At 62.5% G+C, this 25,525-nt stretch carries 25 protein-coding genes, 1 tRNA gene and 1 pseudogene; 15 read left to right on the forward strand and 12 right to left on the reverse strand.

The annotated features are described in order from the left end of the window. Position 1 precedes the first annotated feature (1 nt). Positions 2-1,141: an ABC transporter permease gene (locus tag NKK47_RS08905; RefSeq protein WP_352576208.1), complete on the reverse strand. Its 1,140-nt coding sequence runs from the start codon at positions 1,139-1,141 to the stop codon at positions 2-4. Next, positions 1,138-2,670, reverse strand: a complete 1,533-nt coding sequence (locus tag NKK47_RS08910) for an ABC transporter ATP-binding protein (protein ID WP_352576210.1) — start codon at positions 2,668-2,670, stop codon at positions 1,138-1,140. Before NKK47_RS08910 ends, NKK47_RS08905 begins: the two co-directional genes overlap by 4 nt. Before the next feature lie 181 nt (positions 2,671-2,851). Here NKK47_RS08910 and NKK47_RS08915 point away from each other — a divergent pair, with 181 nt between their 5' ends. Beyond that, a complete protein-coding gene (locus NKK47_RS08915; protein ID WP_352568193.1) occupies positions 2,852-3,061 on the forward strand; it encodes a SlyX family protein in 210 nt (69 codons plus the stop codon). Positions 3,062-3,146: 85 nt separating this feature from the next. Here the strand turns inward: NKK47_RS08915 and NKK47_RS08920 are convergent, their stop codons facing one another. The 3 genes from NKK47_RS08920 to NKK47_RS08930 all read right to left on the reverse strand — a co-directional run bounded on the left by NKK47_RS08920 (position 3,147) and on the right by NKK47_RS08930 (position 5,404). Further along, complete coding sequence (locus NKK47_RS08920; protein WP_023675310.1) at positions 3,147-4,136, reverse strand: BMP family lipoprotein; 990 nt, start codon at positions 4,134-4,136, stop codon at positions 3,147-3,149. A 215-nt stretch (positions 4,137-4,351) separates the two neighbouring features. Then, positions 4,352-5,014: a peptide-methionine (S)-S-oxide reductase MsrA gene (msrA, locus tag NKK47_RS08925; protein ID WP_352568194.1), complete on the reverse strand. Its 663-nt coding sequence runs from the start codon at positions 5,012-5,014 to the stop codon at positions 4,352-4,354. 66 nt (positions 5,015-5,080) lie between these two features. Then, positions 5,081-5,404, reverse strand: a complete 324-nt coding sequence (locus tag NKK47_RS08930) for a hypothetical protein (RefSeq protein WP_352568196.1) — start codon at positions 5,402-5,404, stop codon at positions 5,081-5,083. Between the two features lie 427 nt (positions 5,405-5,831). On the opposite strand from NKK47_RS08930, the gene NKK47_RS08935 reads away from it, so the two are divergent. After that, a tRNA-Ser gene (locus NKK47_RS08935) sits at positions 5,832-5,921 on the forward strand. A gap of 210 nt (positions 5,922-6,131) precedes the next feature. On the opposite strand, the gene NKK47_RS08940 is transcribed toward NKK47_RS08935, so the two are convergent. The 4 genes from NKK47_RS08940 to NKK47_RS08955 form a co-directional block, all read right to left on the reverse strand. Continuing rightward, complete coding sequence (locus NKK47_RS08940) at positions 6,132-6,539, reverse strand: hypothetical protein (protein WP_023675307.1); 408 nt, start codon at positions 6,537-6,539, stop codon at positions 6,132-6,134. A gap of 269 nt (positions 6,540-6,808) precedes the next feature. After that, on the reverse strand, positions 6,809-7,081 hold the full coding sequence (locus NKK47_RS08945) for a hypothetical protein (protein WP_292657364.1): 273 nt from the start codon (positions 7,079-7,081) through the stop codon (positions 6,809-6,811). Between the two features lie 462 nt (positions 7,082-7,543). After that, the gene (locus NKK47_RS08950; protein ID WP_352576212.1) at positions 7,544-8,143 is read right to left on the reverse strand and encodes a YdeI/OmpD-associated family protein; all 600 of its coding nucleotides are present in this window, start codon (positions 8,141-8,143) and stop codon (positions 7,544-7,546) included. Positions 8,144-8,263: 120 nt separating this feature from the next. After that, positions 8,264-8,689: a cupin domain-containing protein gene (locus NKK47_RS08955; RefSeq protein ID WP_023675305.1), complete on the reverse strand. Its 426-nt coding sequence runs from the start codon at positions 8,687-8,689 to the stop codon at positions 8,264-8,266. Between the two features lie 321 nt (positions 8,690-9,010). On the opposite strand from NKK47_RS08955, the gene NKK47_RS08960 reads away from it, so the two are divergent. The 13 genes from NKK47_RS08960 (at position 9,011) to NKK47_RS09020 (ending at position 21,872) form a co-directional block, all read left to right on the forward strand. Continuing rightward, positions 9,011-9,445, forward strand: coding sequence for a DUF3597 domain-containing protein (locus NKK47_RS08960; RefSeq protein ID WP_023675304.1), 435 nt, complete (start codon positions 9,011-9,013; stop codon positions 9,443-9,445). Between the two features lie 407 nt (positions 9,446-9,852). Continuing rightward, positions 9,853-10,083, forward strand: coding sequence for a hypothetical protein (locus NKK47_RS08965; RefSeq protein WP_023675303.1), 231 nt, complete (start codon positions 9,853-9,855; stop codon positions 10,081-10,083). A gap of 231 nt (positions 10,084-10,314) precedes the next feature. Then, positions 10,315-10,503, forward strand: a complete 189-nt coding sequence (locus NKK47_RS08970; protein ID WP_023675302.1) for a DUF3606 domain-containing protein — start codon at positions 10,315-10,317, stop codon at positions 10,501-10,503. Then, positions 10,503-10,685 carry a hypothetical protein gene (locus tag NKK47_RS08975; protein WP_352568201.1) on the forward strand — a complete coding sequence of 61 codons (183 nt, stop codon included), beginning with the start codon at positions 10,503-10,505 and terminating at the stop codon, positions 10,683-10,685. Before NKK47_RS08970 ends, NKK47_RS08975 begins: the two co-directional genes overlap by 1 nt. Positions 10,686-10,798: 113 nt before the next feature. Continuing rightward, a complete protein-coding gene (locus NKK47_RS08980; RefSeq protein ID WP_352576214.1) occupies positions 10,799-12,280 on the forward strand; it encodes a hypothetical protein in 1,482 nt (493 codons plus the stop codon). A 333-nt stretch (positions 12,281-12,613) separates the two neighbouring features. Next, complete coding sequence (locus NKK47_RS08985; protein ID WP_023675300.1) at positions 12,614-12,703, forward strand: K(+)-transporting ATPase subunit F; 90 nt, start codon at positions 12,614-12,616, stop codon at positions 12,701-12,703. 25 nt (positions 12,704-12,728) lie between these two features. Further along, positions 12,729-14,432: a potassium-transporting ATPase subunit KdpA gene (kdpA, locus tag NKK47_RS08990; protein WP_352576216.1), complete on the forward strand. Its 1,704-nt coding sequence runs from the start codon at positions 12,729-12,731 to the stop codon at positions 14,430-14,432. A gap of 213 nt (positions 14,433-14,645) precedes the next feature. Next, positions 14,646-16,739, forward strand: coding sequence for a potassium-transporting ATPase subunit KdpB (gene kdpB / locus NKK47_RS08995; RefSeq protein ID WP_352465925.1), 2,094 nt, complete (start codon positions 14,646-14,648; stop codon positions 16,737-16,739). Positions 16,740-16,751: 12 nt separating this feature from the next. Beyond that, on the forward strand, positions 16,752-17,321 hold the full coding sequence (kdpC, locus tag NKK47_RS09000; protein ID WP_023675296.1) for a potassium-transporting ATPase subunit KdpC: 570 nt from the start codon (positions 16,752-16,754) through the stop codon (positions 17,319-17,321). Between the two features lie 53 nt (positions 17,322-17,374). Beyond that, on the forward strand, positions 17,375-20,116 hold the full coding sequence (locus tag NKK47_RS09005) for a DUF4118 domain-containing protein (protein ID WP_352576218.1): 2,742 nt from the start codon (positions 17,375-17,377) through the stop codon (positions 20,114-20,116). Further along, positions 20,113-20,805, forward strand: coding sequence for a response regulator transcription factor (locus NKK47_RS09010; RefSeq protein WP_352454001.1), 693 nt, complete (start codon positions 20,113-20,115; stop codon positions 20,803-20,805). The genes NKK47_RS09005 and NKK47_RS09010 overlap by 4 nt, the downstream gene beginning before the upstream one ends. After that, the gene (locus NKK47_RS09015) at positions 20,777-21,232 is read left to right on the forward strand and encodes a hypothetical protein (RefSeq protein ID WP_352568207.1); all 456 of its coding nucleotides are present in this window, start codon (positions 20,777-20,779) and stop codon (positions 21,230-21,232) included. Before NKK47_RS09010 ends, NKK47_RS09015 begins: the two co-directional genes overlap by 29 nt. Positions 21,233-21,362: 130 nt before the next feature. Next, a complete protein-coding gene (locus NKK47_RS09020) occupies positions 21,363-21,872 on the forward strand; it encodes an NUDIX hydrolase (protein WP_352576220.1) in 510 nt (169 codons plus the stop codon). Between the two features lie 78 nt (positions 21,873-21,950). Here the strand turns inward: NKK47_RS09020 and NKK47_RS09025 are convergent, their stop codons facing one another. The 3 genes and pseudogenes from NKK47_RS09025 to NKK47_RS09035 form a co-directional block, all read right to left on the reverse strand. Next, a complete protein-coding gene (locus tag NKK47_RS09025; RefSeq protein ID WP_352576222.1) occupies positions 21,951-22,802 on the reverse strand; it encodes a citryl-CoA lyase in 852 nt (283 codons plus the stop codon). Continuing rightward, positions 22,799-23,983, reverse strand: coding sequence for a CaiB/BaiF CoA transferase family protein (locus NKK47_RS09030; RefSeq protein WP_352576224.1), 1,185 nt, complete (start codon positions 23,981-23,983; stop codon positions 22,799-22,801). Before NKK47_RS09030 ends, NKK47_RS09025 begins: the two co-directional genes overlap by 4 nt. A gap of 15 nt (positions 23,984-23,998) precedes the next feature. Further along, a pseudogene (locus NKK47_RS09035) lies at positions 23,999-25,522 on the reverse strand (tripartite tricarboxylate transporter permease). Between the last annotated feature and the right edge of the window lie 3 nt (positions 25,523-25,525).

Below are 25,525 nucleotides of genomic sequence, written 5' to 3' on the forward strand. Positions count from 1 at the left end.
CTCAGGCGCCCTTCCCCTTGACCGCTTCCATGCCGACCGATCTCGGGCTGAGCGAGGCGAACAGCGCCTGGACATAGGGCCGGAACATATGCTCGAGCGCACCGGCGAACAGGATGACCAGGCCCTGGATGATGACGATCATGTCGCGGCTGATCGCCGGCATCTCGAAGGCGAGTTCGGCGCCGCCCTGGTAGAGCATGCCGAACAATATTGCCGCCATGACGATGCCGACCGGATGCAGGCGGCCCATCAGCGCCACCGCGATGCCGACGAAACCGGCGCCCGAAACGAATTCGAGTGCGACATTGTGCTGGTCGCCCATCGTCGGGTTGAGCGCCATCATGCCGGCTAGCGCGCCCGAGATCATCATCGCGATAATGATGATGCGGATCTCCGAAATGCCGGCATAGCGCGCCGCTTTCGGGCTGTGGCCATAGGTGCGCATCTCGTAGCCGAGCTTGGTGCGCCAGATCAGCACCCACACCAGGAAGGCCATGGCTAGCGCCAGCAGGGAACTGACGTTGAATGGCGCCGAACGGATTTTGGCGCCGAACAACTCGATGACCCAGTTGAGCTTCGGCAGTTGCGCGCCTTCGAGGAAGGTGCGCGTCTGCGGTGCCATCGAGGCGGGGGGCTTCAAGTACCCGACCAGCGCACGGACCATGACGCTGGCGGCGATGAAATTGAACATGATGGTGGTGATGACGATGTGCGAGCCGCGCTTGGCCTGCAGATAGGCCGGGATCAGCGCCCACAGCGCGCCCATCGCCGCGGCGGCGATAATGGCGATCGGGAAGGTCAGCCACCAAGGCAGCACGCTGTCGAAGGCCAGGCAAACAATGCCAATGCCGAGACCGGCGATATAGCCCTGGCCCTCGCCACCGATGTTGAATAGGCCGCAATGCGCCGCAACCGCCACCGAAAGCCCGCTGAAGATGAAGGTGGTGGCATAGAAAAGCGTGAACGCAATGCCTTGGCCGCGGCCGAAGGCACCCTCGACCAGGACGACGGCTGCGCGCAGTGGGTTCTCGCCAACCAATATGACGACGAAGCCGGCAACGACGAAGGCGACGAACAGGTTGATCAGCGGGATCAGCACGTAATCGGCCCAGGCCGGCAGCTTGGCATAGGGAGTGCTCATTCCGCCGCCTCGCGCTGCTCGACGCCGGCCATCAGCAGGCCGAGCTCGCCCTCGGTCGCGTCGGGGCCGCGTTCGCCGACGATGCGGCCGGCAAACATCACCAGGATGCGGTCGGACAGCGAGCGGATCTCGTCGAGCTCGACCGAAACCACCAGCACCGCCTTGCCCTGGTCGCGCATGGCGATGAGGCGCTTGTGGATGAATTCGATGGCGCCGACATCGACGCCGCGTGTCGGCTGGCCGACGATCAACACGCCGGGATCTTGTTCCATTTCCCGCGCCAGCACGATCTTCTGCTGGTTGCCGCCGGAGAAATTGGCGGTCTTGAGGCGGCAGTCCGCCGGGCGGATGTCATATTTGACGATCTTGTCCCGGGCATCGTTACGGATGGCATCGATGTCAAGGAACGGCCCCTTCAGATAGCGCTCGTCGTCCTGATAACCGAGGATCGAATTCTCGTTCTCCTCGAAGGCCAGCACCAGCCCGACATGATGGCGGTCCTCCGGCACATGGGCAAGGCCGCGCTCGCGCAGCTCGCCAGGGTCGGCGGCGCCGGTGAGGTCGATCGGCTTGCAGTCGAGCATGACCGAGCCCGAAACGGCATGCCTGATGCCGGAAATCGCCTCGAGCAATTCGGACTGCCCGTTGCCGGCGACGCCGGCAATGCCGACGATCTCGCCGGCATGGACGTCGAAGGAGACGTCGTCGACCATGGTGACGCCGCGGGAATCCTTGACCGTCAGGTTCTTGACCGCGAGCTTGACGCCGCCGGCCTTCGCCTCGCCCTTCTCGACGCGCAGCAGCACGCGCCGGCCGACCATCAGCTCGGCCAGTTCCTCGACCGTGGTCTTCTTGGTCTCCCTGGTCGCCACCATCGTGCCCTGGCGCATCACCGAGACGGTGTCGGTGATCGCCATGATCTCGCGCAGCTTGTGGGTGATCAGCACGATCGTCTTGCCCTGCTCCTTCAGCTGCCTGAGGATGCGGAACAGATGGTCGGCCTCGGCCGGCGTCAGCACGCCTGTCGGCTCGTCGAGGATCAGGATCTCGGCGCCGCGATAGAGCGCCTTGAGGATTTCGACGCGTTGCTGCAGGCCGACCGGCAACTCCTCGATGATGGCGTCGGGATCGACTTCGAGCCCGTATTCGCGCTCGAGCCGCTCCAGCTCGGAACGCGCCTTGGCGATGCTCTTCTTCAGCAGCGCATCGCTTTCGGCGCCGAGAATGACGTTTTCCAGCACCGAGAAATTGTCGACCAGCATGAAATGCTGATGCACCATGCCGATGCCGAGCGCGATCGCATCGTTCGGCGTCTTGATCGATGCCGGCTGGCCGCCGACACGGATCTCGCCGGAATCGGCCTGGTAGAAACCATAGAGGATCGACATCAGCGTCGACTTGCCGGCGCCGTTTTCGCCGACGATGCCATGGATAGTGCCGCGCATAATCTCCAGATTGATGTCGCGGTTGGCGCGCACGGCGCCAAAGCTCTTGTCGATGCCGATCAGCTCGATTGCGGCTTGCGCCATGCAGCCTGTTCCCACTGTTATTTTTTTACCGCTTGGTCAAACGCCTAGCATGACGCCCAGTCTGTGCCAATTGGGTCCGTACCAATTGGCCGGAGCAGGGTTCACTCTCGACAAATCCCGCCATGCTTGTCAATTTCCAACGTGGCCGCAGCCTGCACAATCGCCTGATCGAGGATTTCAAATGACCATGCCCGAGGACCGGCTGACGACGCTGGAAATCCGCGCCGCCGAGCAGGAGAAGACCATCGAGGAACTGTCCGGCCAGATCGCCGAGCAGTGGAAGGTGATCGAGCGCATGCAGCGCAAGCTCGACGCGCTGACCGAGCGCTTCCTGGCGCTGGAGGAACAGGCCGCACCCGACGTGCCGGTGACAAAGCCGCCGCACTGGTGAGGCGGGCCGACAAGACAAAACCGCCGGGCTTTCACCCGGCGGCTCGTCAGTTCAGCAGTACCAGTCGATCAATAACGGCAATCGATCAATACGGGCAGGCATTGTCCGACATATAGTCGTGCACCTTGATGGTGCCGGCGATGATGTCGGCCTTGGCTTTTTCGACCGCCGCCTTCATTGCATCGTCGACAAGCGCCTTGTTGTTGTCGTCCATGGCGTAGTCGACGCCGCCTTCCTTGAGGCCGAGATCGTTAACGCCGGCCGTGAATTTGCCGTCCTTGGCATCCATGAAGGTGTTGTAGACGGCAACGTCGACGCGCTTGACCATGGAGGTCAGCACCTTGCCGGGCTGCAGGCCGTTCTGGTTGGAATCGACGCCGATGCCGAGCTTGCCGGCGTCGGCCGCTGCCTGCAGCACGCCGACACCGGTGCCGCCTGCCGCCGCGTAGACCACGTCGGCGCCCTGGTCGATCTGCGTCTTGGCGATCTCGCCGCCCTTGGCCGGATCGTTCCAGGCTGCCGGCGTATCGCCGGTCATGTTCTGGATGACGTCGGTGGCGCCGGCCGCCTTTGCGCCGCCGACATAGCCGCAGCCGAACCTGCGGATCAGCGGAATGTCCATGCCGCCGACGAAGCCGACCTTCTTGGTCTTGGAAGCCATCGCCGCCATCACGCCGACGAGGTAGGAGCCTTCCTGCTCCTTATAGACCAGCGAGCGGACATTGGGCTTGTCGACGACCATGTCGATGATGGCGAATTTGGTGTCGGGGAACTCGGTGGCGATCTTGTCAAGCGCGTCAGCCCACGAGAAGCCCGCCATGACGATGGGGTTGCGACCGTCCTCGGCGAAACGGCGTAGCGCCTGCTCGCGCTGGGTGGCGTTGCTGACCTCGAATTCCACATAGGGGATGCCGGTCTCGGTCTTGAACTTTTCAGCGCCGTTGAACGACGCCTCGTTGAACGATTTGTCGAACTTGCCGCCGAGATCATAGAGGATCGCGGGTTGAATGTCCGCGGCGAAGGCCGGAAGAACCATTGCAGCTGCGGCCATAAGGCCGAGAACGATACGTTTCATGTGATCCACACCCCTGTCGGTTATTTGTCCATTATGCACCGCATGCCGGCCCGGTTCTCCGGCAGGCATACGGCGTCGGGCAGGAGTGTCTTCCTCCCGCTTCGGGTCAATCTGGCACGGCCCGAAACAAAATTCACGTGGAATTTTGACCCTTTGGAAAAGCATGGCGCCGCATCGCGGCGCCACAGCATATTCCTTGCGTCAGGGGCATAAAATCAGGCGGAGACGGCGGCCGGAATGGCGCAGGAGACGCCGGTTCCCTGCAGGCCGCAATAGCCGTAGGGGTTCTTCGCCAGATATTGCTGGTGGTCTTCCTCGGCGAAGTAGAATTCCGGCGCCGGCGCGATCTCCGTGGTGATCTTGCCGCGTCCGGCGCCGCGCAGCGAACCCTCGTAGGCATCGCGCGAGGCGAGCGCCGCCTGGTACTGCGCGTCGTTGAACGTATAGATCGCCGAGCGGTAGGTGGTGCCGACATCATTGCCCTGGCGCATGCCTTGCGTCGGGTCGTGGCTTTCCCAGAACAGCTTCAAGAGCTCGGCATAGGACACGATCTTGGGGTCGTAGACGACGAGCACGACTTCGGCATGGCCGGTGAGCCCCGTGCAGGTTTCCTGATAGGTCGGGTTGGGCGTGACGCCGCCGGCATAGCCGGCCGCCGTGACCCAGACGCCCTCGACTTGCCAGAACAGGCGCTCGGCGCCCCAGAAGCAGCCCAGCCCGAACATCGCCGTTTCCATCCCTTCGGGATAAGGACCCTTGAGCGGCCTGTTCGAGACAAAGTGCTTCGATGCCGTCGGGATCGGCCGGTCGCGGCCGGGCAACGCCTCGGAGGGTTTCGGCAGGTTGAGCTTCTTGTTCAGCATGTCGCTGAGAAACATGTGTGGCTTCCTTTTCTTCTTGGTTGAGCCTTCCTGGTACGGGAACACCGGGTCAGGCTGGAAATGTCAGGTTGCGGCGAACCGCCCGCTGGGGCGCTGCCGCCTGTAACCGATGGCATAAAGAATGAACGCCAGCACCGCGAACACGGCAAAGCCGGGCTGACTGAGCACCCAGGCGATGGCACCGTCCCACAGCAGCGGGTTGATCTTATCGCGGACGAAGCTTTCGAAGGCGCTGCGCGTATCCGGCGAGACAGCGAGCCAGCTGGCGTTGAGCGGGGTCATCACCAGCGCCGAAGCCGCCACCGAGCGGGTCGCATCGAGCACGGCCATGATGACCGAAACCGAAAGCGCGACCATTGCAGCGAAACGAAAGACGAAGCGGAACATCCGGACCCTTCCTCCCCAGGAGTTTATCAGAATGTCGTGTCGGACTGTTAAATAGGACCTGCGCGCTTTATCCGCAATCGCGACACGTGAAGTTGAACCCGCGACCGCCGGTTCGCCGGAACCGGTGGCGCGCCGGACGGCAAGCACACCTCCGCGGATCGTTTCGATAGGCTCCCAACGGGTGCTCCGATAACATGGGCTGAGCATCCCTATCCGGCAAAGCGAATAGACTGCCGTTATGTCTTGGCATTCGGCACCGGATCGACTAGATGAGCCCCGCGCCTGTTGCTTTGACGGCTCGGGTGCGGGGAAAGGGTATCCGCTGGTTGACGGCGCCCACGGCCGGAATTCCGGCCGGAATCCCAAAGGAGATGCATCTCCCCAACCCGCGCGGCGAAACCGGCCGCGTCGAAAATGCTAAAAGGACGGAGAGGTGGCCGAGTGGTTGAAGGCGCACGCCTGGAAAGTGTGTTTACGGGAAACCGTAACGCGGGTTCGAATCCCGCTCTCTCCGCCAGTTGAATCTCACCGGTTCGCCAGCCTAAAGGGACACTGGACGGCTACTGCCGCTGCGGTGCAGGTATCTTGGGGCAGGCAGAGGGGGCGCGAAGGCTACGGAGCGGCTTTCATCTTCGCCGCACCCTTACCTCAGATCAGCCTACAACCAATCGGCCCGCGCTTCACCAGAAGCGCGGGCTTGGTCGACTCGGCACCATCGCCGCCCCGTCTAGCGCGGGACCGCTTGTATCCCCGAGACTGAGCGCTCTGTTTCGGCGGAGAAAACCACGAAGGCAAAGATAAGCACGGCGACAGCGACGATCATTGAGCCGGTGGCGACGATCGGCTCGAGCGCCGGATTTCCCTGCAGCATCAGGTAAAGCGCCGGCAGCATCACGACCAAGCCGAGATTGTAGACGCCGTAGTGGATCATCGCGCTCCTGCGGGCAGCCTTCGCCGGGTTCAGCGCATAATAGCCGCCGAATATTGCACTGGTGACCCAGCCCAGCAGGTTGATGTGCGCGTGAGCCGGAAACGCGCCGTGATCGCCTGAAATTGCCATCTGCAGGCCAGCTGCAATTCCCAGAATAAGAAAGATGATGGCTGTCTTGAAAAAGAGTTCCGAAACCTTAGGCATGTCATTCTCCCAAACCCGTTTTTGCCGCCGCATCATGCTGTGGTTCCGGCGATCTTGCCAAGGGACCGTCGGGCCTGCGGCACCATTTGTCGCCAGCCCGACAGCCCGTTGGCGGCCGGCCGCCGGGCTTGGCCGGTTGCGAGTCCAGCCAGCAAAAAATATGCACTCACGCTAATTTAATTGCAACATTACCGGCTAGGCTCCATGTCGTTCTCGCTAGCGAAGTGTCCTGCACGATCGTGGTGCCATACGCGCCAAAGGTCTGCCCGTCAGTGTTGCAGCAAGGCCTCGCCAAACTTCTCCCACAGCTGTGCGCAATCTGTTGCTCTGAGGCTGGGGGTTCCAAGTGGGCCATATCTGATGACTGCGGCGTGAACATCATAGCCAACGATAGGTGCATTGGCGACAAAGTGGATAGCCTCGCCCAATCGGCGAGAGCCAATTGGCGCATCGGTTTTGTTGGTGATGTCGAAGACACCACAAATATCCACTTCCTGATTTCTGGCTGCCAACGCAGCTTCCATTACCTGTTCGTGCATCATCGAAATCTCTCCTAACGGTCTAAGTCTAAGAACCGCAGCTTGTGCCGGTCCGGCAGCTGACAACCGGCAATCGAAGTGCCTTTTGCAGCATCTCGATTGGCTCTTGCTGCGAGCCACTCCGCCCGCTCCCGCGGCAAGCCGATAAGGCAACTGCCAGCGAAATCCGCAGGCACATCCACGGTCGCATCAAGCACGGCCCACGTGCCAGTCGGCTCCTGAATGGGCAAAAACCTCATAACAGCGCCTGCTAATATACTTATTGCGACTGTGGGGACGGAGCTTTGTTCGTGCATCGATTAAACGAATGAGAGATGGTGTCGGAATGGCAGGCGACGCTCGCCGAAAACAATCGTCTGCGACATCGCCAGGATCGAAGGTGGGCTTGAGCAGCGATCCGGCCGCGTTCGGGGCTCGCCGGTAGGAACAAGTACAAGACGCAGCGCCGGCACGCCTCGTCAGATGTCACTTTCTGCCCTGCGGATAGATGGTCTCGCCGCGCTTCAGCATCTCCACGAACGCCGCGATCTTCTTCTTGCGTCCGGCTTCGGTTTTCATGTTGTGGGTGCGGAAGGCTAGCGCGAAGCGGTTTTGCCCGCTGAGCTTTGCCAGCATCTCTTTCGCCCTGGGCTCGGTGTCTATTGCCGCCTGGAGGTCGTCGGGGATCTTCATCTCCTTGCCGCTCTTGTAGGCGCGCGCCCAGCGGCCGTCGGCCTTGGCCGCATCGACCTGCCTCAGCCCGTGCTCGGCCATCCGGCCCTCCTCGATCAGCCGGGCGACATTGTCGACATTGATCTGGCTCCAGGTGCTCTTCTTGCCGCGCGGGGTGTAGCGCTGCAGGTAGCTTTTGCCGTCCAAGGCCTTGCGCACCGCATCGATCCAGCCCCAGCACAACGCCACGTCGATGGCTTGCTTCGGAGTGATCGACGGCAGTCCCGAATCGAGCTTATGGATCTTGATCCAGACTTCGTCCTCGCTGTCGTGATGCTCGCCAAGCCAGGCATGGAAGCTTTCGGCATCCCTGAACTCGCGCACCTTGGCGGGGTCGACCTTGACGGGCGCCATCAGCCGGTCCGCCCGTGACGCAGGCGCGTAACGACGCCGAACCGGTTGCCGGCCGCGCGCGCGCTCATCTCAGCTCCGAGTCCGCAATCCGCAGGCCTGGTGATTCTCGCCGGCACGCATTCAGCCCGCACGATTGGGTGTGCCGAGGACATGGGATTTCGGCGGCAGCATGACGTCGTCGAATGTCTGCGTGAACATCGCCGCCGCAAAGAAAGCGACGGCGCGCAGGGTTTCGGTGCCGGTGTTGACGAGGTCGTGCCTGACCGGCGTCGGAAGTACCAGGACGCTGCCGGGCCCGACCGGGTGGGTGCTGCCGCCCTCGATGTGCAGCTCGCCGGTGCCGGCGATGATGTATTGCGTCTCTTCGGTGGCGTCGCTGTGCCAGCCGAGCCGCTTGCCGGGCTCGATCTCGTAGACAATGACCGAGGACTGGGTGGTGCCGTGCCCGCCGTAAACCGCGAAAGCGCCGGCCCATTTGACCGACGGATCGTCCTCTGCCCAAACCAGCGAACGTTCGAGCCTGTCGGATGCGACGACTGCTGTCATGGCTTCGTTCCTCTCAGCGAATTGCGAACACGAATCTAGATGATTTTTCTGGTCTGCGTCAGCAAAACTGGCTGCTGACCGTTCCCTCGCCCATAGCGCGTGACGATTTGTCGGGCCGCGATCCGACCTATTCTACTCTCGGGCCGGATCACTGAGCCGATTCCCCAATGCAACCAAGCCTTTACCTTTTAGCCAGTTTTAAGTTGCCCCTGCGTTGCGTTCGTGGTCCGGTACAACCAGGGCGCTCAATGCGGCATTCGGCAACGGTCGCCCCACCGACCGTCAAGGCAACACACCGTCGAGCCAACACAGGAGATAGCAATGGGCATTTTCGACAGTATCAAAGGTGCGATTTTCGGAAACGCGGTTGCGGCCGAAGCGCCGCCGGCGCAACCGTCTCCCGCGCCTGCTTCGAGCACGGCCACCCAGCCGACGGCGCCTACCCGATCCGCCCCGGCTGCAACCCCGGCTCCGGCCGCGCCGGCCGCGCCGTCCTCTGCCCCGGACATCGCTGCCATTCTCGACAAGGCGGTGGCCGCGAAGGGGCAGAAACTCAACTGGAAGAATTCGATCGTCGACCTGATGAAGGCTCTGAATATCGACAGCAGCCTCGGCGCCCGCAAGGAGCTTGCCCACGAGCTGAACTACACCGGCGATATGAACGACACTGTAACGATGAATCTGTGGCTGCATGACGCACTGATGAAAAAGCTGGCCGAGAATGGCGGCAAGCTTCCGAGCGACCTGGCCGCCTAGAGTCACAAGACAAGCAATTCCAGGAAAACGTGTGAACGGTTTTCCGTCCGGAATTGCGTCAAACAAAAAGACAGACCGGTTCGGCTTTTCCGTGAAACGACGAACCGTCCCGGTCCTGCCCGCACCGTGGTTCTTGCTGCGCTGGCTTCGGCCGCAACCGAGCAGACCACACTGCCAAGCATCAGACTGCCAGTAAATAAAATTGAGACCGATCCCGGCCGCCGGGATTGGGTCTATGGCGAAGTCGCATGGCACAAAAGCGCTGCCGCCTCGCGCCCGGATTGCCTCCCGCAAAACCGACGATTTCGGTCGCTGCCCAGGCGCTGGTAGGACCACCATTTCGCTGGCGAAACGCGACGTTCGGCGTATCATTCTCCCGGGAGAGGGTTCATGGTGGGAGGAAGCCAATGAACGTGGTGCAGAGGGTGACCGTCGCCGACTTGACGGCCCAAGAGCTTGTTTCATCTGCGCTTTCACGGTTCGGTGCCGGCGACACCATATCGACGAGGGCGATGCTGGACATCGTTCGCAGGACGGCCCCGGCCTGCGGCAACAGTGACGACGATCTGGTCGAGCTTATCGTCATGACGGCCGTTGGTAGGACCATGGGCGTCGTGTTCGACCATCGCTCCCATTAGCAATCCGGAACGAATACCAGGCTGCGCCCAGGAGCAGTGGCGGGCGGTTGGCAGCGCCGCCAAAGAGGCCAGCCTATTTGTGCGCGAAGGCCGGCCTGACGCCAAGCCCCTGCTTTGAGCAAACCGCCGCGCATGCCGGGTCATGCCCGAAGGCGGTAATTGGGCGACACGCTCGAAGGAACTCGCTGAAATCTTGCCCGTTATGCTCTCGTCGAGATGAGGAGAGCTGCCATGGCCGACGACAAAACCAAGACCGACAGTCGCGACCGCTCACGAATGGCGGGCGGCGAAGACTACGAGGTACGTCACTTCGCCGAGGAAGCGGGCATCACCCCGGATCAGGCACGCACGCTGATCAAGCGCCACGGCACCGACCGCAAGGTGCTGAACGAAATCGCCGAAAGCATAAGAGCGTCGTAATGGCTGACAAGAAAACCACAATGGCCGACCGCAAGACGCGCGATGCGGACGAAAAGGAGGCTCTGCGTCTGGCCGAAACCACCGACGTTTCGCCGAAGCAGGCGAAGGATCTGATGCGCAAGCACGGCAAGGACAACCCGAAGGTCGAGAAGGAAGCCAAGAACTTCAAGGCCGAGGGCTAAGCCGCCGAGCCGATTGGACGCGCGGCACAGGGTTGTGGCCGCAATCCTGCAGCTTATCGGTTTTCTAACAAATTCGGCCTATCCCTTCCGCTATCGCGGCTCAGGGATGCCATATGCGCGGGATATCTGGTGAGGCGAGGCCATCGATAGACGACATACGGCGTGTGAGGCTGGTGTTTTGCCTGCTGGCGGCGGTCGTGATGGCGGCGGCGCTCCTCGCCTTTGCCACCTCCCTCCTGCAGGATCCTGATAGCTGGTGGCACATCAAGGTCGGCATGGATATGCTGGCAAGCTGCACATTCCCTACCGTCGACATCTATTCCTACACTTTTGCCGGCCAGCCATGGATCGCCAAGGAATGGCTTAGCCAGGTTCTCCTTGCAATTGCCTTTGAAGCCGGCGGCTGGAACGGCGTGGTGCTGCTGGCGACTGCAGTAATCGCGCTGACGGTCTTCTTGACGTCGTGGTATCTCGGCGCGTGGTTGAAGCCGACGCTGGCGATAGGACTGACGCTGGTTCTCGCGCTCTTGATCGGGCCAATCTATGTCGCCCGGCCGCACATCTTTACCTTGCCCATCATCGTCGTCTGGACCGCCGGTCTTTTCCAGGCCGCACGCAACGAGAAAGCACCGCCCTTATGGCTGCTGGCGCTGCTATGCCTGTGGGCCAATCTCCATGCCACCTTCACCTTCGGTTTCGTCATCGCCGCCTTCGCCGGCCTCGATCTCGTCATGCGCACGCGCTTGTCGAACCCCCGGCTGCTGGCCAAGTGGATCGCTTTCGGGCTGCTTTGCCCGCTGGTCAGCCTGCTCAATCCCTATGGCGTCAAGGCCATACTCGCCACATTCACCGTGGCCTATGGCAATGAGGCGGTGCCTTACATTGCGGAGTGGCAACCCTTCGACGCCTCGCGGCACACCCCCCAGGAGGTGGCCCTGCTGGTGGCGTTTTTCGGGCTGCTCGTGTCGAGATTGCGCATTGGCTGGGCCAAGGCGCTGTTCCTTGTCTTCACGTTGCACGTCTATCTCACCCACATACGGTTCATGTACCTGTTCTTTCTTCTCGTGCCGGTGGTCCTTGCCGTCGAGGTCGCGCAACAATATCCAGTGCTTTCAGCCGAGAAATGGGCGGCGGAAAAGCGCGACGGACTTGAACAATTTTTCGCACGGCAATTTTCCAGGATTTGTGCTGGACTTGCCGTTTTGCTGGTTTTGGCGGCTGCCGCCTTCACGACCTATCCGGTCGCGCCGAGCCAGAAGACCTCGGCGAGGGACGCACTGGCCTTTGCCCAAACCCATAATCTGTCGGGCAATCTGCTGAACTCCTACGATTTCGGCGGCACGCTGATTTTCCACGGCGTCAAGACGTTTATCGACGGCCGGGCGGATCAGCTCTTCCTGAATGGCTTTACGGAAACGGATGAGCAGACGGGGCACAGCCGGGGCAAGCCGATCCTGAAAGCCCAACTCGACAAATATACGATAGGCTGGGCATTGTTGACCGCCGACGACAGCCGCATTCCGTTCTTCGACGAACTGGGCTGGAAGCGGGCCTATGCGGACGACTACGCGGTGATCTACACCCGCGCGGACTGAGCCCCGGCAGCTTCGCGCGCCGGTGCGCACCTCCCTCCTGAAGCTGTGGCCAGCGCCGAGGCGGCGAAATCCTTATGGGATTTTGATTTCTTTGCTCCGCGTCCCGTCTCGAACCTTTATGGCACTTTGATCCATATTCACAGGAGCGGTGTATCCAGCCGCCGATATGATGCGGCGACGGGTTTGGATAGTTTGTTAAAGTAAACAAACAAATACAACATAAGGAAAACGCGCGGTGGACATAGTTGTTGTCGCGATTGGAATCGCGTTCTTTGCTCTATGCTTCGGCTACATCAAAGCTTGCGACAAGCTGTAAGTTTAGGGGATCGTAACATGCTTTTCGACTATATCCTCGGCGGCGCCGTGACCTTGTTTCTTCTCGCCTACCTGACATACGCCCTCGTTCGCCCGGAACGCTTCTGATCTCCGCTGGCAAGGAGCCAACCCCATGACAATCAACGGATGGCTGCAGATCCTCGTCTATTGCGGGATCGTCGTTCTGCTGGCCAAGCCGCTCGGCGGCTACATGCATCGCGTTTTCAGCGGCGAGCGCACATTCCTGTCGTCAATTCTGGCCCCGCTCGAGCGCGGGCTCTACCGCATATCAGGGACCAGCGAGCGCGAGGAGCAGCACTGGACCTCCTATGCGGCGGCCCTGCTGTTCTTTAACCTGGCCGGCTTCCTGGTGCTCTATTCGCTGCAACGGCTGCAAGGCGGCCTGCCCTACAATCCGGCCGGCATGACCGCCGTCGAACCTGGGCTGGCCTTCAACACCGCCGCCAGCTTCATGACCAACACCAACTGGCAGAACTACGGCGGCGAAAGCACGATGTCCTATCTCGTGCAGATGGCCGGCTTGACCGTGCAGAATTTTCTGTCGGCGGCGACCGGGATCGCCATTGCGGTCGCACTGATCCGCGGCTTTGCCAGGGCCTCAGGCAAATCGATCGGCAATTTCTGGGTCGATATGACCCGCGGCACGCTCTACCTGCTTTTGCCCTTTTGCATCGTGTTGACTCTGGTCTATGTCTATCTCGGCATGCCGCAGACGCTCGCTGCCTACGTCAACGCGACGACGCTCGAAGGCGCGCAACAGACTATCGCGGTCGGGCCGGTCGCTTCCCAGGTTGCCGTCAAGATGCTCGGCACCAATGGCGGCGGTTTCTTCAACGCCAATGCAGCGCATCCCTTCGAAAATCCCGATGCAATCTCCAACCTGATCCAGATGGTGACGATCTTCGCCCTCGGCGCGGCGTTGACCAATGTCTTCGGCCGCATGGTAGGCAACCAGCGCCAGGGCTGGGCAATTCTGTCGGCTATGGGCGTGCTGTTCATCGCCGGCGTTGCCGTCTGCTACTGGGCGGAAGCCGCCGGCAATCCGCTCGTCCATGCGCTGGGCGTCGACGGCGGCAACATGGAGGGCAAGGAGAGCCGCTTCGGCATCGCCCTGTCGGCACTGTTTGCCGTCATCACGACGGCCGCATCCTGCGGCGCGGTCAACGCCATGCATGACAGCTTCACCGCACTCGGCGGCATGATCCCCATCATCAACATGCAGCTCGGCGAGGTCATTGTCGGCGGCGTCGGCGCCGGCTTCTACGGTATCCTGATGTTCATCGTCATTGCCGTTTTCGTCGCCGGGCTGATGGTCGGACGCACGCCCGAATATCTCGGCAAGAAGATCGAGGCCAAGGAGGTCAAGATGGCTATGCTGGCCGTGCTCTGCCTGCCGCTTGCAATGCTGATCTTCACCGCTATCGCGGTGGTGCTGCCGACCGGCGTTGCTTCCATCGCCAATGCCGGCCCGCACGGCTTCTCCGAGGTTCTCTATGCCTACACCTCGGCCGCGGCGAACAATGGCTCCGCCTTTGGCGGCCTCAGCGGCAACACGCCCTGGTACAACGTAACGCTCGGCATCGGCATGCTGATGGGCCGGTTCCTGGTCATTATTCCGGCGTTGGCGATTGCTGGCTCGCTGGTTGCGAAGAAGACCGTCCCTGCCTCCGCCGGCACCTTCCCGACCGACGGTCCGCTGTTCGTCGGGCTGCTGGCCGGTGTCATCCTGATCGTCGGCGGCCTGACCTTCTTCCCGGCCCTGGCGGTCGGACCGATCGTCGAGCACCTGGCGATGATCAACGGTCAGACATTCTGAAACGGCCATGCCCTGGTTCAAGATCATACCTCGAAAGGTCCGGCATCGCCCCGAGCCGGAGGGGGAGAAAACACCCCCTCCTTTCCCGACGCTGTCCACATTCCTCGCTATTGCGGCAGCCTTGATCATGATCTGGCTGCTGGCTTACGGGCCGCCGCACCTTCGTTCGGCACACGATCGACCGGTCAACAACATCGACACTGGAGCTACCAAATGAGCCCGTCGAAATCCGTGAGCATCATGGATACCCGCATTCTGTGGCCCGCTATCGGCGGTTCCTTCAGAAAACTGAACCCGCGCACCTTGATGCGAAACCCGGTGATGTTCGTCGTCGCCGTCGTCTCGGCGCTCACCACCGTGCTGTTCGTCAAGGATCTCGTTACCAGCGGCGGCGATCTTGGCTTCACGCTGCAGATCATCATCTGGCTGTGGTTCACCGTGCTCTTCGCCAATTTCGCCGAAGCGGTGGCCGAAGGCCGCGGCAAGGCGCAAGCTGACTCGCTGCGTCGGGCGCGAACCGAGACGCAGGCCAAGCTGTTGAACGGTGGCGACCGCAGCAAGTTCAAACTGGTGCCCGGCACCAGCCTGAAGGTCGGCGACATCGTGCTTGTCGAAGCCGGCGACATCATCCCCTCGGACGGCGAGGTGGTCGAAGGCGTGGCGTCGGTCAACGAGGCGGCCATCACCGGCGAATCCGCACCGGTCATCCGCGAATCCGGAGGCGATCGTTCGGCGGTGACCGGCGGCACGCAGGTCTTGTCCGACTGGATCCGCGTGCGCATCACTGCGGCTGCCGGTCATACGTTCCTCGACCGCATGATCTCGCTGGTCGAGGGCGCCGAGCGCCAGAAGACACCCAACGAGATCGCGCTCAACATCCTGCTCGTCGGCATGACGCTGATCTTCGTGCTGGCGACGGCGACGATCCCGAGCTTCGCCTCGTATTCGGGCGGCTATATCTCGGTGACCGTGCTGGTCGCCCTGTTCGTTACCCTGATCCCGACCACAATTGGCGCCCTGCTGTCGGCTATCGGCATTGCCGGCATGGACCGCCTGGTGCGCTTCAACGTGCTCGCCATGTCGGGCCGCGCCGTCGAGGCGGCCGGCGATGTCGACACGCTGCTGCTCGACAAGACCGGAACCATCACGCTGGGCAACCGTCAGGCGACGGCATTTCGTCCGGTCAAGGGCGTCACCGAACAGGAACTGGCCGACGCGGCTCAGCTTGCCTCGCTTGCCGACGAAACGCCGGAAGGCCGCTCGATCGTCGTCCTGGCGAAGGAAAAATACGCCATCCGCGCCCGCGACATGGCAAGCCTGCACGCGACTTTCGTGCCCTTCACCGCGCAAACCCGCATGAGCGGTGTCGATCTGGAAGGCTCCTCGGTCCGCAAGGGCGCAGTCGATGCGGTACTTGCCCACGTCAACCTCTCGACCGTTGCCACAGGCAGTACGCGCCCCGGCAGCGACACCGTCCGCGACCTTCAGGCGATCGCCGACGAGATCGCCAAATCGGGTGGCACTCCACTCGCGGTCGAGCGCGACGGGCGCCTGCTCGGCGTCGTCCATCTGAAGGACATCGTCAAGGGCGGCATCGCAGAACGCTTTGCCGAATTGCGCCGCATGGGCATCCGCACGGTGATGATCACCGGCGATAATCCGATGACCGCGGCGGCGATCGCGGCGGAAGCCGGCGTCGACGACTTCCTTGCCCAGGCGACGCCCGAGGACAAGTTGAAGCTGATCCGCGACGAGCAGGCCAAAGGCAAACTGGTCGCGATGTGCGGCGATGGCACCAACGATGCGCCGGCCCTTGCGCAGGCCGATGTCGGCGTTGCCATGAACACCGGCACGGTCGCGGCGCGCGAGGCCGGCAACATGGTCGATCTCGACAGCGATCCGACCAAGCTGATCGAGATCGTCGAAATCGGCAAGGCGCTGCTGATGACGCGTGGCTCGCTGACCACCTTCTCCATCGCCAACGACGTGGCCAAGTATTTTGCCATCATCCCGGCAATATTCGCCGTCTTCTACATCGCCCCGGGCCAGACCGCCGGGCCGCTGCAAGCGCTCAATGTCATGCATCTGGCGACGCCGCAGAGCGCTATCCTCTCGGCCATCATCTTCAACGCGCTGATCATCATTGCGCTGATCCCGCTGTCGCTGAGGGGCGTCAAATACCGCGCGGTCGGCGCCGGTGCGCTGCTCAGCCGCAATCTCATTGTCTATGGCCTTGGCGGCGTCGTAGTGCCCTTCGTCGGCATCAAGATGATCGACATGGCCATCACCGCTCTCGGTCTCGCCTAAGGAACCTCGTCGATGCTCAATCAAATCAGGCCCGCGATCGTCATGATCGTCTTCTTCACCATTCTGACGGGTTTGGTCTATCCGATCGGCATGACCGGCATTGCCCAGGCGCTGTTTTCGCGCCAGGCCAATGGCAGCCTGATCGAGAAGGACGGCAAGCTCGTCGGTTCCGAGCTGATCGGCCAGGCTTTCGAAAGCGACCGCTACTTCCATGGCCGCCCGTCGGCTGCCGGCGACGGCTACAATGCCGCCGCCTCGGGCGGCTCGAATCTCGGCCCGACCAACCCGAAGCTCATCGACAGGATCAAGAGCGACGCCGAAAAGCTGAGAGCCGAAAACCCGAGCCAGCCGGTACCGATGAATCTGGTCACCACGTCCGGCAGCGGCCTCGATCCGCATATCAGCCCCGATGCGGCCTATTTTCAGGTTGCCAGGGTGGCCAAGGCCAGGGGCGTCGATGAATCCAGGATCAAATCGCTTGTCGACAGCCATGTCGAAGATCGCGAATTGGGATTCATCGGCGAGGCGGTGGTCAATGTGCTGGCCCTCAACCTTGCGCTGGACGATGCGATGAAACAGTGAAGGACCGGCGCCGGGATCGACACCGAAGCCGGCGCCGTTCATGATTGACCCTTATGCCAGACGACAGCCGCACCGCCGAAACCAGGCCCTCTCCCGACGCGCTGCTCGAGCATGCCGAGCGGGAGGAGCGCGGTCGCCTGAGGATATTTCTCGGCGCCGCCCCCGGTGTCGGCAAGACCTACGAGATGCTGATGTCGGGCCGCGCCAGGCTGGCCGACGGGGTCGACGTGGTGATCGGCATCGTCGAGACGCACGGCCGCAAGGAAACCCAGACGCTGGTCGAAGGCTACGAGGTCATTCCTCGCCTTGAGATCGATTACAAGGGGCGGATCCTTGAGGAGATGAATCTCGACGCCATCCTCGCCCGGCACCCGGCGCTAGTTCTGGTCGACGAACTCGCCCACACCAACGTCGCCGGCAACCGTCACCCCAAGCGCTATCTCGACGTCCAGGAAATCCTGACGCACGGCATCGATGTCTACACGACGCTGAATATCCAGCACGTCGAGAGCCTGAACGATGTCGTGGCGCAGATCACCCGCGTCAGGGTGCGGGAAACTGTCCCCGACTCCATAATCGACCAGGCCGACGACATCGAGATCATCGACCTCACCCCCGACGATCTGATCAAACGGCTTGAGGAAGGCAAGGTCTACATCCCCAGCACCGCCCAGCGCGCCATCGAGAACTATTTCTCGCCGGGCAATCTGACGGCGCTCCGGGAATTGGCGCTCCGCCGCACTGCCCAGCGGGTCGACGAGCAGTTGCTGACCCACATGCAGGCCCACGCGATACCCGGGCCTTGGGCGGCGGGGGAAAGGGTTCTCGTCTGCGTCGATGCGCGTCCGGGCGGGGCGGCCCGTGTACGCTATGCGCGGAGGTTGGCCGACCGGCTCCGCGCCCCTTGGACGGCGCTTCATGTCGATACCCCTCATTCAGCGGCCATGCCCGAGGAGGACAAGGATCGGCTGGCGACGCAGCTGCGCCTTGCCGAGCAGCTCGGTGCCGAGGTGACGACCATTCCGGGTCAGAACGTCGCGCAAGACATCGTTCGGCATGCGACGGCGAACAACTTCACCCATATCGTGATCGGCAGGCCGACCCGATCGCGCTGGCGGGAATTGATCGAAGGCTCGCTCACTTACGATCTCATCCGCAATGCCGGCGACATCAGCGTCCATGTCATTTCGGGAAACGAACGCAACGCCGAGGCGACGTCGAGGACCGTCAAGGCGGCGGACGAGCAGTGGCAGTTCGAGATCTGGCCTTATCTCAGGGCCACGGCCTATGTTGTTGGCTCGCTCGCCTTCGCCGTTCTTCTCGACCAGTTTCTCGACGTCCGCAATCTGGCGATCATCTTTCTCATTGGGGTCCTGACGTCGGCGGTGACCGGCGGTCTCTGGCCGGCTTTGTATGCCTGCCTCATCAGCGCCATTGCCTTCAACTATTTCTTCCTGGAACCACGCTACACGCTGACGATCGAGGATCCGGAGAGCATCGTTGCGCTGGCTGTCTTCCTGGTTGTTGCGGTCATTGCCAGCAATCTAACAGCGCGCGTGCAGCGTCAGGCGGTCGCTGCGCGCTCGCGGGCACGCGCCACAGAAGATATTTATCTCTTCTCAAAGAAGCTCGCCGGCGCTGGGACGCTTGATGACGTTCTCTGGGCGACTGCCTTCCAGATCGCCTCGATGCTGAAGCTGCGCGTGGTGCTGCTTCTGCCGGAGAACGGCACAATTGCGGTCAAAGCCGGCTACCCACCCGACGACACGCTGGCCGAGGCCGACATCGCAGCAGCCCGCTGGGCCTGGGAGCATAACCGCGCCGCCGGGCGCGGCGCCGACACGCTGCCCGGAGCAAAGCGCCTCTATCTGCCCTTGCGGACCGGACGCACGGCGGTGGGCGTTGTCGGCCTCGACAACGACAAGCAAGGTCCGCTGCTGACACCCGAGCAGCAGCGTCTGCTCGATGCGCTCGCCGACCAGGCGGCGGTCGCCATCGAGCGCATCCAGCTCGTCGCCGATGTTGACCGGGCCAAGCTCGCGGCCGAGGCAGACCGTCTGCGCTCGGCCTTGCTCACCTCCATTTCCCACGATTTGAAGACGCCACTTGCCGCCATCATGGGCGCGGCCGGAACACTCAGGGACTTCGAGGCCGCACTTCCCGAGCAGGACCGGACGGAACTGCTGTCGACCGTGCTCGATGAAGCGGAGAGGCTTAACCGCTTCATTGCCAATCTGCTCGATATGACCAAGATCGAATCCGGCACGATGGAGCCGAACTATGCGTTTCACTATCTCGGCGACATTGTCGGTTCAGCTCTGTATCGGGCCCGCAAATTCGTCGGCGAGCATAAGACCGAGATCGACATTCCATCGGATCTGCCGATGTTGCGGGTCGACCCCGTTCTGTTCGAACAGGTGCTGTTCAACCTCCTCGACAATGCTGCAAAATACGCGCCGCCAGGTTCGACGATCCGCCTGCAAGCCTGGGCCGACAACGGCTTCGTCATCCTGCAGATCATGGATGAGGGACCAGGCATTCCGCCAGCGGATCTAGAGCGCGTTTTCGACACTTTCTACCGTGTGCGCAAGGGTGACCAGGTGCGTGCCGGCACGGGGCTCGGCCTGTCGATTTGCCGCGGCTTCATCGAAGCGATGGGCGGGACGCTCTTGGCGGCAAACAGGTCCGACCGCTCGGGGGCGGTTTTCACGATCAAGATGCAACTGGTGCCGGCGGAACTGCCCAATCTCGGCGAACCCGAGACGGGCCATCAAAATATGGACGATCTGGCATGACGAGCCTGGACGTCAGGATATTGGTGGTCGACGACGAACCGCCGATCCGGAAACTGCTTCGCGTCGGGCTTGGCAGCCAAGGCTATGCGATCAGCGAGGCGCCGAACGCCAGGGCGGCGATTGAACTCATCGAGACGGAAAAGCCGGACCTTGTGCTGCTCGATCTCGGCCTCCCCGGCATGAGCGGCCATGATTTGCTGCGCAAATGGCGGGATGATGGCCTGGACATTCCCGTGGTTATTCTTTCCAGCCGCACTGATGAGGCCGGCATCGTGTCCGCCCTCGAACTCGGCGCCGACGACTATGTCACCAAGCCGTTCGGTATGAACGAGCTTGTCGCACGCATCCGCGTAGCGCTTCGCCACAAGTTTCAGCAGCAGGGTGAGAGACCGGTGTTCCAAACCGGCGACCTCTCCGTCGATCTGGTGAAGCGCGTCGTCAAGGTCGAGGACAAGGAGATAAAGCTCTCGCCGAAGGAATACGACATTCTTCGCACCTTGGTGCAGCACGCCGGCAAGGTTCTCACCCACCAGTTCCTGCTGAAGCAGGTCTGGGGCGATTCCACCGACGTTCAATATCTCAGAGTCTACGTCCGGCAGATCAGGCAAAAGATCGAAAAAACGCCCGACCAGCCCCGCTATATCACCACCGAGACCGGCGTTGGATACCGGCTGCGCGAAATCGATTGACGCGACGAGCATCCGAAGCCGAAATGCCTCTTCCAATCCGCTTCAAATCAGCGGCGGCCATGGTGTCGCCGGACAAAAGCCCTATATTAAGGAAAGATCGGTTTTGTGCGGGAATGAATGGATGTCACGGCTTCGTCTATTGACGTTTTTAGGGTCGGCAATGCTGACCGCGGCGATGCTGTCGGGCGTAAATCCTGCTGCATCGGCACAGGTCGTCAGTCCCGCCGACCGCAACGTGTTGATCCAGCAGGACCAGTTGCAGATGTTGGAGAACAGGCTGCGGCGGCAGCAATACCAGCAGCAGCAACAGCAGTACCGTGCCCAGGATCGCCAAATCCCAACACCGCAACGGCAGGAGGTGCCGCAGATGAGGCCAACTTGCCAGTTGCTGCCGTCGGGGAGCGGCTTTGTCAGCACCTGCCGCTGACGACCGGCCCTTTCCATTTATTTAGCCGACTTATATATTGTGGAAACCGCTCCGCTTGCGCCGCATTGAAAGCGGGCGAGTTTGCAACGCTGCCCTTGCCGTCTGGGCACCGATTCGACTGGATTATCGAATGGCAGCCAGCAAGAAGAAGGTCGTACGCAAGGCAAGGAAGGGCGACGGGGTTCGCCAGGTCGCGGCGATTCCCTTTCGGCTGAACGAGCATAGCGATGTCGAGGTGATGCTGGTCACATCGCGAACGACGAGGCGCTTCATCGTGCCGAAGGGCTGGCCGATGAAGGGCAAGAGCGGCCGCAAGGCGGCCACTGTCGAAGCACAGGAAGAAGCCGGCGTTCTCGGCAAGACACTGAAACAACCGGCCGGCACCTATTGCTACTGGAAGCGGCTGGCAAACCGCTTCGTCCGTGTCGACGTCGTCGTCTATTTGCTGGAAGTAACCGAGGAACTTGCCGACTGGCAGGAAGCCAGGAGGCGGCAGCGGGCATGGCTGGCACCAGCCGACGCGGCGTTGCTCATCGACGAGCCGGATCTTTCGACGCTGGTGAGAAACATCAGGATTGCCGAGCTGGAGCATAATCCCAAAAAGCAGAGTCCGGCGTTCGGAAAAGATCCCGCTCAATAGAAGATGGAGGCCTGCCCCGACTGTGTCGGGATGGAATTGGTTCCAGCGCCCGCCGCCGCCGTCTCTTGAACCGATGCCTCAATGACTGCCATCGTCTTCCTCGGGCAGAGGCCGCGCCGGCGTGCCGGTATAGGCCCACAGCCATTCGCGCGGCAGCGGCCCCTTGTTGCGGTCGCTTTCCTGCGACTGTTCCCACGCATGTGCGAGGATGCCGACCGAGCGCGACAGCACGAAAAGGCCGCGCGTCAGCGGCGGCGGAAAACCGAGCTCGCCGTAGATGACGGCCGTGGCGCCGTCGATATTGAGCGGGATTTTTTTGCCCTTGCGCCGCGCCACCTCGGCCTCGATCGCCTCGGCGATATCGGCGAAGCGCCCGCTGACGATGCCGCGCGCGGCAAAGTCGCGGGTTAGCTCGATGAGGCGGGGCGCCCGCGGGTCGACCGGATGGAAACGATGGCCGAGCCCGGGCACATAACCGTTTTCCCCGGCAAGGAAACGATCGAGCCGCGCCGACACGGCGTCCGCAAGCGGCATGCCGGCGTCCAGTTCGGCAGCGATGTCTCCGTAGAAGGAAAGCGCCTGTTCGCCGGCGCCGCCATGCACATCGCCAAGCACGTTGACGGCTGATGCCATGGCGCTGTTGATGCCGACGCCGCAGGTGATCGCCATACGGGCGATGGCGATCGACGGCGCCTGCGGCCCATGGTCGACGGCAGCACCCAGCGCGATGCCAAGCAGCGCCGCCTGCTCCTCGCTTGGCAGTTCGCCGCGCAGCATCAGCCAGATCATTGCCGGAAAGCTGACGCGGCCGATCAGATCCTGGATTTCATAGCCGCGCAGCCGGATGACGCCGGGGCGCATCTCGATGATGCCAGTCTGCCACCATTCCTCGCCGCGTGCGCGACCAGTCTTGTTTTGCGCTCCGCTCATGCCTTCGCTCTTTTCCTGGCACGCGGCGGCAGGCCGGCAAAAACCTCGTCCATATGCTCGCCGAGCCCCGGCGGCGGCCTGCTCGGCAAAGGTGCCTCGCCATCGACCATGAAGCCGCCGCGCACCACGGTCAGCGGCTGGTCCATCCCGGACACAGCCGGGAAGCGCGCCGTCATGCCGCGCTCGATCACCTGTCGCTCCTGCAGTATCTGCGGGATCGTCAGCACCCGGCCTGCCGGCACGCCGGCGCGATTGAACGTCTCCTCCCAGGCGGCGGCCGAGCCGCTCGCCAAGGCATCCTCGATCAGCGCTTTCAATGCAATGCGGTTCTGCTTGCGCGTTTCTCGCTCGGCAAAGCGGACATCCGAGGCCAGCTCCGGCCGGCCGATCAATCGGCAGAGCGCGACGAACTGCTCCTGCTTGTTGGCGGCGATGTTGAGCAAGCCGTCGCCGGTGCGAAACGCGCCAGACGGTGCGGCCGTCATGTTTTCATTGCCCATCGGCTGCGGCTCGACGTCCGCCGTCAGATAGTTCGACACCGGCCAGCCGAGCGCAGAAAGCGTGCATTCGAGCATCGACACGTCCAGGAACGCGCCCTCGCCTGTCGTCTTCTGCTTGACCAATGCGGCGGTAATGGCGAACGCCCCGACCAGCCCGCCAAGCGTATCGGCGACGGGATAGCCGACACGCAGCGGCGCCGTTTCCGGTGTACCGGTGATGCTCATGATGCCGGAAAGACCCTGGATGATCTGGTCGTAGGCTGGATTGTCGCGCATCGGCCCGGTCTGGCCGAAGCCCGATATCGCACAATAGACAAGGCTTGGCCGGACCTCCTTCAGCCTGGCATGGCCAAGCCCCAGCCGGTCCATTACGCCGGGGCGGAAATTCTCGACCAGCGCGTCGGCCGAAGCGACCAGATCGAGGAAGCGTTCGCGGCCGGCCTCCTGCTTGAGATCGAGCGCCACCGAGCGTTTGCCGGCATTCTGCGCCAGGAACGAAGCGCCCATGCCCGCCCGGTTGAGCTCCGGCGAGGCGCCGAGCTGGCGCGCCAGATCACCGCCTTGCGGCGTCTCGACCTTGATGACGTCGGCCCCGAGCAACGCCAGCTGGTAGGCGCAATAGGGGCCGGCCAGCACATTGGTCAGGTCAAGGATGCGGATGCCGGAAAGCAGGTCTGTCATGACGTCACGAACAGCTCAGGCATCGCCCGGCACGTGCTCCGGTCCACGCATGCGTCTGTGCTCGATGTAGGCCCAGATATGCGGTCCAACCAGCCCGATGAAGGCCAGCGTCAGCAGCGTCAGCGACAGCGGATGCTTGTAGAACACCGTCCAATCGCCGTTGGAGATGGTCATCGCGCGGCGGAACTGCGTTTCGGCAAGCGGCCCGAGAATCATGCCGATGATGACGGGCGCGGTCGGAAAATCGAAACGCCGCATCAGGAAACCGGCGGCACCGAGCAGATAGAGGATGACGAGGTCGATCGGCGATTGCGAGATGCCGTAGGTGCCGACCGTGGCGAACACCAGGATGCCGGCATAGAGCTGCGGCGCCGGGATCTTCAGCAATCGCACCCAGAGCCCGATCAGCGGCAGGTTGAGGACGACGAGGATGACATTGGCGATGAACAGGCTGGCGATCAGCCCCCACACCAGGTCGGCCTGCGTCGTCAGCAGCAGCGGCCCCGGATTGATACCGTAGCTCTGGAACGCCGACAGCATGATCGCGGCCGTCGCCGAGGTCGGCAGGCCGAGCGTCAGCATCGGCACCAGCACGCCGGCCGCGGATGCATTGTTGGCCGCTTCCGGCCCGGCAACGCCCTCGATGGCGCCGACCGTGCCGAACTCCTCCTTGTGTCTGGAGAGTTTCTTCTCGATGGCATAGGAGAGGAAGGTCGGGATTTCGGCGCCGCCGGCCGGCATGGCGCCGATCGGGAAGCCGATCAGGGAGCCGCGCAGCCATGGCCTCCACGAGCGCGACCATTCAGCCGCGGTCATGTAGAGCGACCCTTTCAACGGCACGATGTCGTCCTTGCCGGCATAGCGGCGCGAGGCCATTTAAAGCGTCTCGCCAACGGCGAACAGGCCAACGGCGACGACGATGACGTCGACGCCGTCCAACAATTCGCTCATGCCGAAGGTGAAGCGCGGCTGCCCCGTCTGCAGGTCGACGCCAATCATGCCGACGACGAAGCCGACGAACAGACTGGTCAGGCCGCGCACCGACGACGAGCCGAGCACCGCCGAAACCGTGATGAAGGCCAGCACCATCAGCGAGAAATATTCGGCCGGGCCGAAGGCCAGCGCGAATTTGACGACGATCGGCGCCAGGAAGGCAACGCCGATCGTGCCCAGCGTGCCGGCGACGAAGGAGCCGATCGCCGAGGTCGCCAGGGCCGCACCGCCACGGCCGGAGCGGGCCATCCGGTTGCCTTCCAGCGCGGTGACGATGGTGGCGCTTTCGCCAGGCGTGTTGAGCAGGATCGATGTCGTCGAGCCGCCATACATGGCGCCGTAGTAGATGCCGGCAAACAGGATGAAGGATGCCTCCGGCGCCACCTGATAGGTGATCGGCAACAGCAGCGCGATGGTCAGTGCCGGCCCGAGGCCGGGCAGCACGCCGATGGCAGTCCCCAGCGTGGTGCCGACCAGGCACCATATGAGATTGATCGGCGAGAAGGCGACCGAAAATCCGTGCGCGAGATGGCCAAGCGTTTCCATGGC

This window comes from Mesorhizobium sp. M0019, from assembly GCF_040323975.1.
In the GTDB taxonomy this organism is placed as follows: domain Bacteria; phylum Pseudomonadota; class Alphaproteobacteria; order Rhizobiales; family Rhizobiaceae; genus Mesorhizobium.